Here is a 15,334-nt window from a genome sequence, read left to right as displayed (position 1 = left end):
CAGTGGCGAGATCGTCTCGACCAGCATGTGTCACGGCCTGGTCAGGGACGACCGCCATTGGCCGGGAATGGCGGTCCCATCCAGTTATCGCGGCATGCCCGACCCGTGACGTGATCTAGACAGTGGCAATACCATACTTCCTGCGCGCCGCCTGATACTCATCGCTCAACGCCACCAACCTTGGATGTTGCGCATCCTGCGCCCGAATCCCTTCCAGCAGCTGGGCCGCCGTGTCGCCCAGCGGGTGATCCCACCCCAGCTCGTTCACCTGGCGCAGGATGCCGCCGGCGGTGGCCACCATCACCTGCAGATTGTGCGGCGCGATGTGCAGCGCCTCGAGCAGGGTCTGCACCGCGCCGCGCACGTCGCCCATATTGCGCTTCTCGTCGGCCACGCCGAGCAGGATCTGCGCCTGCGCCCGCAGTTGCTGGCCCATGCCCTCGACCATGTCGGTGCGGCCGGCATTGACGAACACGTGCATCGCCTGGTCGACCGAGACGCCGCTGTTCGACTCGTTCATCACCGTCAGCATGACGTTCGAGGCCTGCTCGTCCAGCTGGTGATCCAGGCACGCCTTGGCCAGGTCCATGCGCAGGCCGGGCGAGGTCGCGCCGCCGGCGCGCACCGCCGTCACCGCCGCCTGCAGCTCGGCGATCGCGGCGCCGGCGTTGCCGCTCTTGTCGAGCACGAGCGAGTTGGCATAGGCGCGGCAGGCGTCCGCCGCCGGGTTGCCGCGCATCGAGCGCTCCAGGTCGCGCACCACGCCGGTCGCGCCGAGCAGGTCGTCGCGCGTGACCAGCGCCTTGACCAGGTTGACGTGGTCTTCGGGATTGCGAAACTCCGAATAGCGGGCCTTGGTCACCACCTGGCGGAACGATTTTTCGGCGCCATCGACGTCGCCCGCCGCGAGCGCTACTTCGCCGAGCTTGCGCAGGCGCCGCACCACGTGCGGCGAGATCGCCACCGCGTCTTCGAGCACCTTCTTGGCCAGCTCCGGCTCGTGGCTCGCCTCCAGGCAGCGCGCCAGCAGGTCGTAGCCGGCCATCAGGCGCGGATTGGCGGCCAGCAGTTCTTCGAGGATGGTGCGGGCGTCGTCCACCTGGTCGAGCGCGAACAGGGTGCGCGCCATGCCCAATGCCGCCCAGCCGAGAGGACGCTCGGCCAGCACCTCGCGGTAGACGGCGGCGGCCTCGTGGTGCTCGTTCAGGCTCGTGTGCAATTCGGCGCGGATGCGGGCAAAGTCGGCGCCGTAGCGCGGTTGGGCGCCAGCGCCGTCGCGGCAGGCGGCGATCGCTTCGCGCGGCTTGCCCTGGGCCGCCAGCTGCCAGGCCGGGAGCAGGGCGGCGCGGCGCTCCAGTGCGCGCTTGATGCGCCCGCTCAGCATCTCCACCGTGAAGGGCTTGAGGACGTAGTCGGTCGGCGTCAGTTCGGCCGCGCTCACCACCTTGTCGTGGACGCCCTCGGAGGTGAGCATGATGAAGATCGTCGACGCCGAGATCAGGTGGTGGTGGCGCAGGTCTTCCAGCAACTGCTGGCCGTCCTGGCCTTCGCCGCTGCCGCCGGCCAGGTCGTACTCGCACAGGATGACGTCGTAGGCGCGCCGCTGCAGCTGGCGGATGGCCGTGTTGGCGTTGATCGCATACTCGACCTTGTTGATGCCCGCCAGGTTCAGCATGTTCTGCAGGCTTGTGCGCATTCCCGGGTTCGGGTCGACCACCAGCACCGCCAGGTTTCCATTCTCTTGCATCGTCGCTCTCGTCCAGGTCATCCGGCGCCACGCGGAAGGGGGCGCGTTTAAATATTGTCTACCGTAAAGATACCGGCAAGTTTCAATCCGATCAAGGAAACTGCAGCGCCATATTGTCAGTCGGCCGAGGGCCCGACCATAGTGCAACACTGTATAATAGCGGGCTATCTTCCACCCTAGCAGCCACGCTGCATCAACGACTGTCCAAGCCATGTTGATTCTGCCGGGTTCCAATGCCCTGTCCGCCTTCCGTAGCCAACGCCTCCTGAGCCAACTGCAAGCCGTCGCCCCGTCGATCGCCGCCGTCCAGGGACGCTTCTACCACTTCATCGACACCAGCGCACCGCTCTCCACTGACGATACGCAACGTCTGTCGGCCATGCTCACCTATGGCGAGCCGGCGGCCGAAACGCTGTACGAGGGCGTGACCGAGGAGTTCTTCGTCATTCCGCGCCTGGGCACGATTTCGCCGTGGGCCTCGAAAGCGACCGACATCGCCCACAACTGCGGCATGGCTCACGTGCACCGCATCGAGCGCGGCGTCGGCTACACCGTGGTCCTCAAGAGCGGCATCCTGGGCAGCAGCATCGGCGCCGCCAAGAAGCTCAGCAGCGAGGAACTGGAAGCGGTCAGCGCGCTGCTGCACGACCGCATGACCGAATCGGTGCTGCGCAGCGCCGACGACGCCCAGCACCTGTTCAACGAACTCGAAGGCAAGCAGCTGGAAAGCATCGATGTGCTGGGCGCTGGTCGCGACGCGCTGGTGCGCGCCAACACCGAACTCGGCCTGGCGATGTCGGAAGACGAAGTCGACTACCTGCACGACGCCTTCACCAAGGCGCAGCGCAACCCGACCGACGTCGAGCTCATGATGTTCGCCCAGGCGAACAGCGAGCACTGCCGCCACAAGATCTTCAACGCCGACTGGATCATCGACGGCGTCAAGCAGGACAAATCGCTGTTCGGCATGATCAAGAACACGCACCAGTTGAATCCGCGCGGCACCGTGGTCGCCTACAGCGACAACTCGTCGATCATCGAAGGCGCCACCGTCACCCGCTTCTTCCCGCGCGACGGCCAGGAATACGGTGCGTCGACCGAGCTGGTGCACACCCTGATGAAGGTCGAGACCCACAACCACCCGACCGCGATCTCTCCGTTCCCGGGCGCCTCGACCGGCGCCGGCGGCGAGATCCGCGACGAGGGCGCGACCGGCCGCGGCGCCAAGCCGAAGGCGGGCCTGACCGGCTTCACGGTGTCGAACCTGCTGCTGCCGGACGCCCAGCGTCCATGGGAAAACGCATCGGACGTCACCAAGGGCGAGCGTCTCGACGCCGTCTACGGCAAGCCGGAGCGCATCGCCTCGCCGCTGCAGATCATGATCGACGGTCCGATCGGCGGCGCCGCCTTCAGCAATGAATTCGGCCGTCCGGTCCTGGGCGGCTACTTCCGCGCCTACGAGCAGAACGTCGGCGCCGCGAACGCGGTCTACGGCTACCACAAGCCGATCATGATCGCCGGCGGCATCGGCAACATCTCGGCCCGGCACACCCACAAGGACGAGATCCCGGTTGGCAGCCTGCTGATCCAGTTGGGCGGCCCGGGCATGCGCATCGGCATGGGCGGCAGCGCCGCCTCGTCGATGGCGACCGGCACCAACACCGCCGACCTGGACTTCGACTCGGTCCAGCGCGGCAATCCGGAGATGGAACGCCGCGCGCAGGAAGTCATCAACGGCTGCTGGCAGCTGGGCGAGGACAACCCGATCATCTCGATCCACGACGTCGGCGCCGGCGGCCTGTCGAACGCCTTCCCCGAGATCGTCAACGACGCCAAGCGCGGCGCGATCTTCGACCTGCGCAAGGTGCCGCTGGAAGAGAGTGGTTTGGCGCCAAAGGAAATTTGGTCAAATGAATCGCAAGAGCGATATGTGTTGGCGATTTATCCTGATGACCTTACAAAATTTGCATCGCTGTGCGAGCGCGAGCGCTGCCCATTCGCCGTGGTCGGCACCGCTACCGAAGAACGCCAGCTGAAGCTGATCGACCAGCAAGAAGGTAATTCGCCGGTCGACATGCCGATGGATGTGTTGCTCGGCAAGCCGCCAAAGATGCTGCGTGACGTCGAACACGTCCAGCACGCCTTCCCGCCGGTGGACCTGACCGGCATCGAGCTGCCGGAGGCGGCCCGTCGCGTGCTGCTCAATCCGGCCGTGGCCGATAAATCGTTCCTGATCACGATCGGCGACCGCACCGTTGGCGCCACCAGCGTGCGCGACCAGATGGTCGGCCCATGGCAGGTGCCGGTCGCCGACTGCGCCGTCACCGCGATGGCCTTCGAAGGCTTCGTGGGCGAGGCGATGGCGATGGGCGAGCGCACCCCGCTGGCCGTGATCGACGCCGCCGCCTCGGGCCGCATGGCCGTCGGCGAGGCGATCACCAACATCGCCGCCGCCGCCATCGACGACATCTCGGACATCAAGCTGTCGGCCAACTGGATGGCCGCCTGCGGCCAGCCTGGCCAGGATGCGGCGCTGTTCGACACCGTCAAGGCGGTCGGCATGGAACTGTGCCCGGCGCTGGGCGTGTCGATCCCGGTGGGCAAGGATTCGCTGTCGATGCGCACCACCTGGAACGACGAAGGCCAGAACAAGGCCGTCATCTCGCCGGTGTCGCTGATCGTGTCGTCGTTCGCGCCGGTTACCGACGTGCGCCGTTCGCTGACCCCGCAACTGCGCACCGACAGCGGCGAGACCTCCCTGATCCTGGTCGACCTGGGCCGCGGCAAGAACCGCCTGGGCGCCTCGATCCTGGCGCAAGTCACCCAGCAACTGGGCGACTCGGTGCCGGACGTCGATTCGCCGCAAGACCTGAAAGCCTTCTTCGTCGCGATCCAGCAGCTGAACAAGGACGGCAAGCTGCTGGCCTACCACGACCGCTCGGACGGCGGCCTGTTCGCCACGCTGACCGAGATGGCCTTCGCCGGCCGCACCGGCGTGTCGGTTAACCTCGACATCCTGACCATGGAAGGCGAGCACGCGTCCGACTGGGGCGACGCCAAGAACTGGGCCGGCCAGGTGGCCGAGCGCCGCAACGAGATGACCCTGCGCGCGCTGTTTTCCGAAGAGCTGGGCGCCGTGATCCAGGTGCGCGCGGACGACAAGAGCGCGGTGATGAACGTGCTGCGCGACCAGGGCCTGGGCGCCTGCAGCCACATCATCGGTAAGCTCAACGACCGCGGCGCGATCGAGTTCACCCGTGATGCGAAAGTGATCTACAACGAGTCGCGCAGCAGCCTGCACCGCCTGTGGAGCGAGACCAGTTGGCGCATCGCGCGCCTGCGCGACAACCCGGCGTGCGCCGATTCGGAATACGACCGCCTGCTGGACGAAACCGACCCAGGCATGCAGCCGAAGATCACCTTCGACCTGGCGGACAATGTCGCGGCGCCGTTCATCGCGACCGGCGTGCGCCCGCGCGTGGCGATCCTGCGCGAGCAGGGCGTCAACTCGCACATCGAGACTGCATGGGTGATGCACCAGGCCGGCTTCGCCGCGATCGACGTCCACATGAGCGACCTGATCGCCGGCCGCGCCAAGCTGGACGACTTCCACGGCATCATCGCCGTCGGCGGCTTCTCGTATGGCGACGTGCTGGGCGCGGGCGAGGGCTGGGCCAAGACCATTTTGTTCAACCCGCAGCTCTCGGAGCAGTTCGCGAAGTTCTTCCAGCGCCAGGACACCTTCGGCCTCGGTGTCTGCAACGGCTGCCAGATGATGAGCAACCTGAAATCCATCATTCCGGGCGCGCATGCGTGGCCGAAGTTTACCCGCAACAAGTCGGAACAGTTCGAAGCGCGCTTCGGCATGGTCGAGGTGCTGGATTCGCCGTCGATCTTCTTCGCGGGCATGGCCGGCACCCAGGCGCCGATCGCCATCGCCCACGGCGAAGGCTTCGCCGACTTCTCGCTGACCGGCGACCTGAGCGCCGTCAACCAGTCGATGCGCTTCGTCGACAACCGCGGCCAGGCGACTGAGGTCTATCCGTTCAACCCGAACGGCTCGCCGGGCGGGCTGACCTCGGTCACCACCGATGACGGCCGCTTCACCGTGCTGATGCCGCACGCCGAGCGCGTGTTCCGCGCCGCGACGCATTCGTGGGCGCCGGAATCGTGGGGTGACGAGTCGCCGTGGATGCGCATGTTCCGCAATGCGCGCAAGTGGGTTGGCTGATCGGTTTAACTGATATGGAAAACGCCTCTTCGGAGGCGTTTTTATTTGGTCCGCTTACTTTCTCATTTCCAATTCCGGAACTCACGGGAATTTGGCATTCTGGGGCTTATTCAAGGTGGGTAATTTTATCTACTAACATTTCTGGCAGATGTTCGAGCATGCTTCTATGAAATAATCTGGATTTTAGCCCGGAGATCCAGATGTCTGTTTTGTCGATTATCGCGTCGAATATCCCTGCGGCTACAGCAACATTTGTCGCGGCAGTGACGGCTTTGTTCGCCGCGCTCAAATATTACTCTGACAAAGCAGCCAAGGTTACCGAGTTCAGGAAGGCATGGGTTGAATCACTCCGGCTGGCGGTCGCGGAGTTTGGCGGCAGCATCCATTTGATTGTCGGAAGGATTTCGATCAAGTCAAAAGCGACCCCCGCCCCGGTACCGGCTAAAACTCCTTCAAAGTCACTTGAGGAAGAGCTTGCCAGCGAACTCCTTCCGTATTGGTCCAAGCTGAGGGTGTCGTACAACACCATTATCCTTCACTTGAACCCAGCAGAACACGAGTCTTATTTAATCGCCGAGAGGGCGGTGTCCGAATCCTGGCAGAGTAAGTTCCCACAAGGGACGAAAGACGCGCAAGTTTTCCGCTTCCTGTGCTGGTGCTTGAGCTTGGCGGATGCGCGAATTGGCGAGGTTCCGAGGCATCGGAAGTCGCGTTGGAACCGAAGGCAGAAATTTAAAAAAATCCCGTCCGCTGAGCAAGTTACCGTCGCTGCGTTAACGACAGCGCAGGAGAAACTGCGAGAATCTTGTACCGATTTCGGCTCGATCCTGCTGCTTGCGGCGTTCGCAACGCGTCAGCTGGCGCACGGCGACTACAAGACCGTGTTGAAGCATTATCCAGAGATTGAGCGTGGGATTCGTATAGTCGATACCGCTGCTGCGAACGTCGTGAAAGGCGTCTGGGAAGATGTCAAGAGAGGCGAGCCTAGCTCCCGGTGGGCGGGTCTCAGCGCATTAGGCATCTCGGTCCTTCTCATCGTTAGCATTGTCATCGGGCTAGTGTTGGCGCCAAAACAAAATAGTAGCTCATCTGGGACCAACTTCAATTTCTATCTTAACGACAAGCAGATCGGAACTGTAGCTGGAAGAACTGATGCCGCTCATCCGTCAATAACGGTCAAGGTCATGGATCGAGCGTCAGGTCTGACGGTTTGATGCAGCAATCATAAACGCCTCTCCGGAGGCGTTTTTTTCGCCGGCGCGATATACACTGTGTCGAACTCAACAAGGATTGGAGACCATGAACCCGATCGTCGTTCGTCCCTTATGCGCACTGATCATGGTGCTTTCCACCGCCGCGAATGCGGCTCCCGACGGCAGGCAGATCGACGCCGCGACACGCTCAGGCATCGTCCGCGAGCTGGCGCAGGCGATCGACGAGCAGTACGTTTTCCCCGACAAGGCGAAACTGATTGCCGAGCGCCTGCAGGCGAAGGAGAAGAGCGGCGCGTATGCGCGCATCTCGACGATGGAGGAACTGGCCAGCGTCCTGACCGACGACCTGCGCGCGCCGACCAAGGACCTGCACCTGAGGGTCAGGGTCAGCGCGCAGCCGCTTCCGGACATTCCCCCCGAGCCGACGCCCGAGATCGAAAAAATGATGCTCGGTCACCTGAAGGCCTCGAACTTTGGCGTACGCAAGATCGAAGCACTGCCGGGCAATATCGGCTACATCGACCTGAGGACGTTCGCCCCGGTCGACTTCGCCAGGGACATCATCGGCGCCGCAATGCAGGTGGTCGCCGACACCGACGCCCTGATCGTCGACTTGCGCAATAACGGCGGGGGCGACCCGAACACGGTCGCCTTCATGTCGAGCTACCTGTTCGACAAGCGCACCCACCTCAACGACATGGTCTGGCGCCACGAAGGGCGCCTTGAGTCGTTCTGGACCCAGGACGAGGTGCCGGGCAAGCGCTTCGGCGGCCAGAAGAAGATCTATGTCCTCACCAGCAAGAAGACCTTCTCGGGCGCGGAAGAATTCAGCTACAACATGCAACAGCTCAAGCGTGGAACGCTCATCGGCGAGACGACCGGCGGCGGCGCCCACCCGGGCGGCATGCGTCGCCTGCATCCCCATCTCTCGGTCTTCATTCCGAGCGGCCGGGCGGTCAATCCGATCAGCAAATCGAACTGGGAAGGCACGGGCGTCATCCCCGACGTGCCGGTCGCGGCGGACGAAGCCTTGCGTACGGCCCAGCGCCTGGCATTGAAGGCGCTGCTGGAGAAGCCGCGCGACGCCATGCATGCCGACCTGCTGCGCAAGCGCCTGGCCGAAGTCGACAAGCAGGGATAGGGCGGGCAGTCAGGGTATTGGACGCGCCAGGGTGTAACGTACGTCGGCGGCGCCGGCGTCGTCCCTGGTCCAGCCCTGGCGCGCATAGAACAGGTCGGCCCGCGTGCCGGCGCCCGTGTCGAGCGTGATCTCGGCGAAGCCTTGCTCGAACAGCCACGCCGTCACCAGTCCGAGCAGGGCTTTCGCCAGCCCCTTTCCCTCGTGCGCGGGATCGACGAACAGCGCCCAGATCGAGCCATCGAGCCGGTTGGCATAGCTGAACGCGACGGTGACGCCATCGACCTGCGCAATCCAGCCGCGGCCATCCTTTTCCAGAAAATCTTCATACATCCGCGGCGTGACCCGCGCCGGGTCGCGCAACCGGTTCTCGAACACTGATAAACGGACGCGGGACATCTGCGGGATATCGGCGGCGGTCGCGCGCCGGAAAACGGGAACAGATGAGCGCATTCGTACTCGCACAAAAGAAAAGAGCGCCCCCGCAGGAGCGCTCTTCGAGACGGCTGGACAGCGATTACTGCACCTTGGCCTTCTTGACCAGGCTTTCGCGGTATGCCGCCAGCTGACGCTGCTGCAGGCCTTCCGCGACTTGCTGCTTGACTTCGTCCAGCGGCGGGATCTTGGTCGCGCGCACGTCTTCCAGCTTGATGACGTGGAAGCCGAACTGCGATTTCACCGGGGTCTCGGTGATGGCGCCTTTTTGCAGGGCGACCATGGCCTTCGAGAACTCAGGCACGTAGGTCGCCGGGCTTGCCCAGCCCAGGTCGCCGCCGTTCTGGGCGCTGCCGTCCTTCGACTGCTTGGCCAGCTCTTCGAACTTGCCGCCGGCCTTCAGCTTGGCGATGATGCCCTTGGCGTCGGCTTCGGAATCGACCAGGATGTGGCGGGCGTGGTATTCCTTGTCGCCGATCATGGCCTTCTGCTTGTCGTACTCGGCCTTGATCTCGGCATCCTTGACCGGGTTCTTCTTGACGTAGTCGGCCAGCATCGCATTGATGATGATGCTCTGGCGGGCGTTGTCGATGGCCGATTTGACGTCGGCGCGGTTGCCGATGTTCTGCTTGTCGGCTTCCTGGATCAACACTTCACGGCTGATCAGGTCTTTCTTGATCGCATCGCGCAGCTCAGGGGAATCGGTGGCGCGGCCCTGGGCGACGACTTGCTTGACCAGCTGGTCGACCCTCGCTTGCGGGATCGCCTTGCCATTGACGGTTGCAGCGTTTTGCGCGAGTGCAGGCAGGGCAACCAATGCGGTCATGGCTAACAACAGGCGGGCTGGCTTCAAAATCATTGTTGAGATCCTATATAAACACGAAAAGTATCGCCGCAGGCGACGAAAGCCGGCGCATGCTCAGCGCCGGCGACAGCACATATTACTGCACCTTTGCCTTTTTGACCATTTGCTCCTGGTAGTCACGCAGCTTCTCTTGCGCCAGGGTGTCGGCGATCTGCGGCTTGACTTCTTCCAGCGACGGCAGCTTGACCGCACGGGTGTCGTCCAGCTTGATCACGTGGAAGCCGGCGTTGGTCTTGACCGGCACGTCGGTGATCGCGCCTTTCTGCAGCTTGGTGAAGCCGGCCGAGAATTCAGGCGGCAGGGCGTTCGGGGTGACCCAATCCAGGTCGCCGCCGTTGTTGGCGGTGCCGGTGTCCTTCGAGGTCTTGGCCAGGTCTTCGAACTTGGCGCCGCCTTTCAGTTTGCCGATGGCCGCCTTGGCTTCGTCTTCGGTCGTGAACAGGATGTGGCGCACATGGTATTCCTTGTCGCCGGTCTGCGCCTTGAACTTGTCGTACTCGGCCTTGATCTGGGCGTCGCTCACCGGGTTCTTGGTGATGTATTCGCGGGCCAGGGCGTTGACGACGATCGACTGACGGGCATTGTCCAGCGCTTCACGCACTTCGGGCTTCTTGTCGTAGCCTTGCTTGACGGCTTCTTGCATCAGCACTTCGCGGGCGATCAGGTCGTTCTTGACGGCTTCGCGCAGTTGCGGCGAATCCTGGCCCTGGCCCTGGGCCACGACCTGCTTGACGACGGCATCGGCGCGCGACGAAGGGATCGCCTTGCCGTTCACCACTGCGAGGTTCTGGGCGAAAGCGGGAGCCGATGCAACGGCGACAAGGGCTAACAGCAGGCGAGCTGGCTTAAAGGTCATGTGTGTTCCTGTAGCGGGGATAGTTGCTGGACGAGATTGGATTAGTTCTTATGACTAGCAGTGACAATTGTCGGGCACATTACTTAAAACTGCCTGAAGCCGACACTCAGGACAGCTCGGAAGGCGCGGTCGCGTTGATGGCGAGCGCGTGGATTTCCGCCTTGTTGATCATATCGTGAACGGCATCATACACAAGACGATGGCGCATGACCAGCTTGAGGCCTTCAAAGCGGGATGACACGATTTTGACCGTGTAATGGCTGCCGCCGGAGGCCGCGCCGGCATGGCCGGCGTGCAGGTGCGAGTCGTCGATGATCTCGAGCGACGCCGGGGCCAGCTCGGCCTCGAGGATCGCGCGCAGGCGTGCTTCGCGGTCGCCTTTGCTGGTTGCAGTGGTCATGCTTCTTCCTCCTTGATGTATTTTGAGAGCATCATCATCTGGATCACGATGAATCCGAACATGATGCCGGTAAAGCCGAACAGCTTGAAGCTGACCCAGGCGCTGGTATCGTTACGGAAGACCACGAAGGCCATCAACAAGTTCAGCAGGCCCATGCCGGCGAAGAACAGGATCCAGCTGTAGCCGAGCCGGTTCCACACCAGATCGGGCAGCTTGATATTGGCCTCCATCACGGAGCGCATCAGGTTCTTCTTGTAAAACACCTGCGCCACCAGCAGGGCGACGGCGAAGGCCCAGTACAGGATGGTCGGCTTCCATTTGATAAACAGGTCGTCATGGAAATAGATCGTGGCGCCGCCGGCAACCAGGATCACGGCCATCGACAGCCACAGCATATTGTCGACCTTGCGGCCGCGCACCAGCAGGTAGCCGACCTGCAGCGCGGTGGCGACGATCGCCACCGCGGTGGCCAGCAGGATCGCCGATTGCGCCGGCGGCACCGCGCCGCCCGCGATCAGCCCGCCCAGGTACTCGACCGCCATGCGGTGCGCCCAGTCCTGGTTGCTGTCGCCGTACTTGTAGACGCCGAAGAACAGAATGACCGGGAACAGATCGAACAGAAATTTCTTCACCGCGCTACCCTCAGATCGGTTCGAACCGCATGGCGGCCGAGTTGATGCAGTAGCGCAGGCCGGTCGGCGGCGGGCCGTCCGGGAACACGTGGCCCAGGTGGGCATCGCACACGCCGCAGATGACTTCGGTGCGCACCATGCCGTGGCTGCGGTCGACTTTCTCGATCACATTTTCTGGGTCGAGGGCCGTGAAGTAGCTGGGCCAGCCGCAGCCCGAGTCGAACTTGGTGTCCGATTCGAACAGCGGGGTGTCGCAGCACACGCAGTGATAGATGCCGTGTTCATGGTGGTCCCAGTACTTGCCGGTGAAGGCGCGCTCGGTGGCGGCGTGGCGCGTCACCTGGTATTCGATCGGGTCGAGCTGCTCGCGCCACTCGGCGTCGGTCTTGGTCACTTTGTCGGTCATGATTCTCTTTCGTGGTGTGAGAGGCCAGGCTCAAATGAGGCCCGGGGCAGGCTCAGGACGAGCAGCTCACCTCGAGGTGGGCCGCCCAGTCCGGCGGCAGGGCCGCATAGGATGCGTTCTCGGGCTGCTCGTCGAACGGGCGTTCCAGCACGGCCAGCAGCTTGTGCACGCCGCCGAAGTCGCCGTTCTGCGCCTGTTCGATGGCGATCTGCGCCAGGTAGTTGCGCAGGATGTATTTTGGATTGACCCCGTGCATGGCCTCGCGCCGGGCCGCGTCGCTGCTGCCTTCCTGGCGCAGGCGGGCGCGGTATTCGCCGGCCCAGGCGTCGAAGGCGGCGCGGTCGATGAACAGGTCGCGCAGGGGTTCGTCGGCGGCCGGCTCCTCGAGCTTCAGCTCGCCCAGGCGGCGGAAGAACAGCGTGAAGTCGGCGTGGTTGTCCTGCAGCAGCGTGAACATATTGTCGAACAGCGCCGCATCGCCGTCGCGCGTCTCCTTCAGGCCGAGCTTGGCATGCAGCAGGGTGTCGAGCTGGCGGCCGAACTCGGGGCGGTAGACGTCGAGGGCCTCTTCGGCCACTTCGGGCTCGCCGATCAGCGGCAGCAGGGCATTGCCCAGCGCATAGCAGTTCCAGTGGCCAATCGGGACCTGGTTGGCATAGGAGTAGCGGCCACCCTGGTCGGTGTGGTTGCAGATGTGCTTGGCATCAAACGCTTCCATGAAGCCGAACGGGCCGTAGTCCAGCGTCAGTCCCAGGATCGACATATTGTCGGTGTTCATCACGCCATGCATGAAGCCGACCGCCTGCCAGTGCGCGATCATGCGCGCGGTGCGGCGGGTGACTTCGGCCAGCAGCTCCTTGTACGGATTGGCGGCGCCCAGGAATTCCGGGTAGAACTGGCGGATGACGTAGTCGGCGAGCGTTTTCAGCTCGGCCTCGCGCCCGCGCGAGGCCCAGTGCTCGAAGGAGCCGAAGCGCACGAAGGTGGGCGCCATGCGCGTCACCACGGCGGTGCTCTCCATGGTCTCGCGCGCCACCTGCTGCGGCGAGCCGGTGACCATCAGCGCGCGCGTGGTCGGAATGCCGAGCGCCGCCATGGCCTCGGAGCACAGGAATTCGCGGATCGACGAGCGCAGCACGGCGCGGCCGTCGCCCATGCGCGAATACGGCGTGCGGCCGGCGCCTTTCAGCTGCAGCTCCATCGGGCCGTTCGGCGTGGCGATGTCGCCCAGCGTGATCGCGCGGCCGTCGCCCAGCTGGCCGGCCCAGACGCCGAACTGGTGGCCGGAATACACGGCGGACAACGGCTGCGAACGCGCCGCGACCTTGTTGCCGGTAAACACGTCGACGAAGTCGGGGCGCGCGAGATCGGCCGCATCCAGCCCGATCAGGGCGGCAGCAGGGCTGCTCGCCGCAATGAAATGCGGCGAGGGCAGCGGCGTCGGCATGAGGCGCGTGTAGAACGCCGGTGGCAATTCGGCGAACGAATTGTTCAGTGGAAGTTCGTCGGCAGTGATGGCAGTGTCCGTGGCAAAGTGGTCAAGATTGGCGCGATTTTACCGCACCCGGCCGATTCTATTCGCGCACCGGTGCGGTGTGGGCCGGCGTTACATCCGGTAACCGCTCATTGCCGATCTGGCTCAAGGCGTTGATGCGGTGCATCATCGAATCCGGTTGACGGGCCCAGGATGCGGGGACGACACTTTCCACGCTGCCATTCTAATCACGGAGACGCGATGCACGAGTACCCAATGAGTCCGTTGCAAGGCCAGATGATGGATCAACCGCTGCTGATTTCTGGCATCCTCGAGTTCGCGGCGCGCCATTACGGCGCCACCGAGATCGTCTCGCGCCGCGTCGAGGGCGATCTGCACCGCTATACCTACCGCGATTGCGCACGCCGTGCGCGCCAGCTGGCCAACGCGCTGGCGGCGCTGGGGATCGGCATGGGCGAGCGCGTCGCGACGCTGGCCTGGAATGGCTACCGGCACCTGGAACTGTATTACGGCGTGTCCGGCTCGGGCGCGGTGCTGCATACGATCAATCCGCGCCTGCATCCCGAGCAGGTGGCCTATATCGTCAACCACGCCGAAGACCGCGTCCTGTTCTTCGACCTCACGTTCCTGCCGGCGATCGAGGCGATGGCGCGCCAGTGCAAGACCGTCAAAGCGTATGTCGCCCTGTGCGGGCGCGAGCACATGCCGCCCGCCGGCGCGATTCCCGGCCTGCTGTGCTACGAAGAGCTGATCGGGGCTGCGTCGGACGACTACGACTGGCCGCAGTTCGACGAGCGTTCGGCGGCGTCCCTGTGCTACACCTCGGGCACGACCGGTAACCCGAAAGGCGCCTTGTACTCGCACCGCTCGACCGTGCTGCACGCCTATGCGTCGGCGCTGCCGAACGCGCTCGGCATCGGGAGCGCCGACGTGGTGCTGCCGGTGGTGCCGATGTTCCACGTCAACGCCTGGGGTTTACCGTACTCGGCGCCGCTGGTGGGCGCGAAGCTGGTGTTCCCGGGGCCGGCGCTGGACGGCAAGTCCTTGTACGCGCTGTTCGAGGCCGAGGGCGTGACCTTCTCGGCCGGCGTGCCCACGGTCTGGCTCGGCCTGGTGAACCACGTGCTGGAGGGCGGCTTGCGGTTCTCGACCTTCCGCCGCACCGTGATCGGCGGCTCGGCCTGTCCGCCGGCGCTGATGGACCTGCTCATCGACCGGCTGGGCGTGCAGGTGGTGCACGCCTGGGGCATGACCGAGATGTCGCCGCTCGGCACCGCCTGCACCCCGCTGGCCAGGCATGCCGGCTTGCCGCAGGAGGCGCAGCGCGCGCTGCTGAGGAAGCAGGGCCACGCGATCTGCGGCGTCGACATGAAGATCGTCGACGACGACGGCGCCGAATTGCCATGGGACGGCGCGACCTATGGCCACCTGCTGGTCAAGGGGCCGTGGGTGGTGTCCGGGTATTTCCGGGGCGAGGGCGGCGACGTGCTGCAGGACGGCTGGTTTCCGACCGGGGACGTGGCCACCATCGATGCCGATGGCTACCTGGCGATCACCGACCGCAGCAAGGACGTGATCAAGTCGGGCGGCGAGTGGATCGGCACCATCGACCTGGAAAACGTGGCGATGTCGCACCCGGCGGTGCTGCAGGCGGCCTGCATCGGCGTGCAGCATCCGAAATGGGCCGAGCGGCCCTTGCTGGTGGTGGTGCGCCGGCCCGGCATGGAGGTCAGCCGCGAGGAGTTGCTGGGATGGTTCGCCGGCAAGGTGGCGCGGTGGTGGACGCCGGACGACGTCGTGTTCGCCGACAGCCTGCCGGTGGGCGGCACCGGCAAGATCCAGAAGAACAAATTGCGCGAGACGTATGCGGGGCATCGGTTGCCGGCTGCCTGACGCAATGGCAGGTATCGGCCGT

General features: G+C 64.2%; 12 protein-coding genes. 4 read left to right on the top strand and 8 right to left on the bottom strand.

Going from position 1 to position 15,334, the window contains the following annotated elements; all coding sequences use genetic code 11:
• Window positions 1–115: 115 nt before the first annotated feature.
• Window positions 116–1,747 (bottom strand): tetratricopeptide repeat protein, encoded by a 1,632-nt coding sequence (locus HMPREF9710_RS25030; protein ID WP_005671118.1) that lies wholly within the window; start codon window positions 1,745–1,747, stop codon window positions 116–118.
• 211 nt (window positions 1,748–1,958) lie between these two features.
• Between HMPREF9710_RS25030 and purL the strand changes: the two genes are divergently transcribed.
• The 3 genes from purL to HMPREF9710_RS25015 all read left to right on the top strand — a co-directional run bounded on the left by purL (window position 1,959) and on the right by HMPREF9710_RS25015 (window position 8,333).
• On the top strand, window positions 1,959–5,978 hold the full coding sequence (purL, locus tag HMPREF9710_RS25025) for a phosphoribosylformylglycinamidine synthase (protein ID WP_005671117.1): 4,020 nt from the start codon (window positions 1,959–1,961) through the stop codon (window positions 5,976–5,978).
• A 200-nt stretch (window positions 5,979–6,178) separates the two neighbouring features.
• Window positions 6,179–7,192: a hypothetical protein gene (locus HMPREF9710_RS25020; protein WP_005671115.1), complete on the top strand. Its 1,014-nt coding sequence runs from the start codon at window positions 6,179–6,181 to the stop codon at window positions 7,190–7,192.
• An 85-nt stretch (window positions 7,193–7,277) separates the two neighbouring features.
• Window positions 7,278–8,333, top strand: a complete 1,056-nt coding sequence (locus tag HMPREF9710_RS25015) for a S41 family peptidase (RefSeq protein ID WP_005671113.1) — start codon at window positions 7,278–7,280, stop codon at window positions 8,331–8,333.
• 9 nt (window positions 8,334–8,342) lie between these two features.
• Here HMPREF9710_RS25015 and HMPREF9710_RS25010 read toward each other — a convergent pair whose 3' ends face one another.
• The 7 genes from HMPREF9710_RS25010 to HMPREF9710_RS24980 all read right to left on the bottom strand — a co-directional run bounded on the left by HMPREF9710_RS25010 (window position 8,343) and on the right by HMPREF9710_RS24980 (window position 13,440).
• Window positions 8,343–8,729 (bottom strand): GNAT family N-acetyltransferase, encoded by a 387-nt coding sequence (locus HMPREF9710_RS25010; RefSeq protein ID WP_157225742.1) that lies wholly within the window; start codon window positions 8,727–8,729, stop codon window positions 8,343–8,345.
• A 118-nt stretch (window positions 8,730–8,847) separates the two neighbouring features.
• Window positions 8,848–9,624 carry a peptidylprolyl isomerase gene (locus HMPREF9710_RS25005; protein ID WP_005671109.1) on the bottom strand — a complete coding sequence of 259 codons (777 nt, stop codon included), beginning with the start codon at window positions 9,622–9,624 and terminating at the stop codon, window positions 8,848–8,850.
• An 82-nt stretch (window positions 9,625–9,706) separates the two neighbouring features.
• Window positions 9,707–10,486: a peptidylprolyl isomerase gene (locus HMPREF9710_RS25000; protein WP_005671108.1), complete on the bottom strand. Its 780-nt coding sequence runs from the start codon at window positions 10,484–10,486 to the stop codon at window positions 9,707–9,709.
• 106 nt (window positions 10,487–10,592) lie between these two features.
• Window positions 10,593–10,886, bottom strand: a complete 294-nt coding sequence (locus HMPREF9710_RS24995) for a BolA family protein (RefSeq protein ID WP_005671106.1) — start codon at window positions 10,884–10,886, stop codon at window positions 10,593–10,595.
• The gene (locus HMPREF9710_RS24990) at window positions 10,883–11,518 is read right to left on the bottom strand and encodes a septation protein A (protein ID WP_005671104.1); all 636 of its coding nucleotides are present in this window, start codon (window positions 11,516–11,518) and stop codon (window positions 10,883–10,885) included. Before HMPREF9710_RS24990 ends, HMPREF9710_RS24995 begins: the two co-directional genes overlap by 4 nt.
• Before the next feature lie 10 nt (window positions 11,519–11,528).
• Entirely contained in the window at window positions 11,529–11,924 is a 396-nt protein-coding gene (gene msrB, locus HMPREF9710_RS24985) for a peptide-methionine (R)-S-oxide reductase MsrB (RefSeq protein WP_005671103.1), read from the bottom strand.
• A gap of 52 nt (window positions 11,925–11,976) precedes the next feature.
• Complete coding sequence (locus HMPREF9710_RS24980; RefSeq protein WP_081590014.1) at window positions 11,977–13,440, bottom strand: protein adenylyltransferase SelO; 1,464 nt, start codon at window positions 13,438–13,440, stop codon at window positions 11,977–11,979.
• Window positions 13,441–13,659: 219 nt separating this feature from the next.
• Here HMPREF9710_RS24980 and HMPREF9710_RS24975 point away from each other — a divergent pair, with 219 nt between their 5' ends.
• On the top strand, window positions 13,660–15,312 hold the full coding sequence (locus HMPREF9710_RS24975; RefSeq protein ID WP_005671100.1) for a 3-(methylthio)propionyl-CoA ligase: 1,653 nt from the start codon (window positions 13,660–13,662) through the stop codon (window positions 15,310–15,312).
• The last annotated feature ends 22 nt before the right edge of the window (window positions 15,313–15,334 follow it).

Source organism: Massilia timonae CCUG 45783 (assembly GCF_000315425.1).
Classification (GTDB): Bacteria; Pseudomonadota; Gammaproteobacteria; order Burkholderiales; family Burkholderiaceae_D; genus Telluria; species Telluria timonae.
The sequence above is the reverse complement of the archived record's forward strand: the minus strand, read 5'-3'. Positions and strand labels throughout refer to the sequence as shown.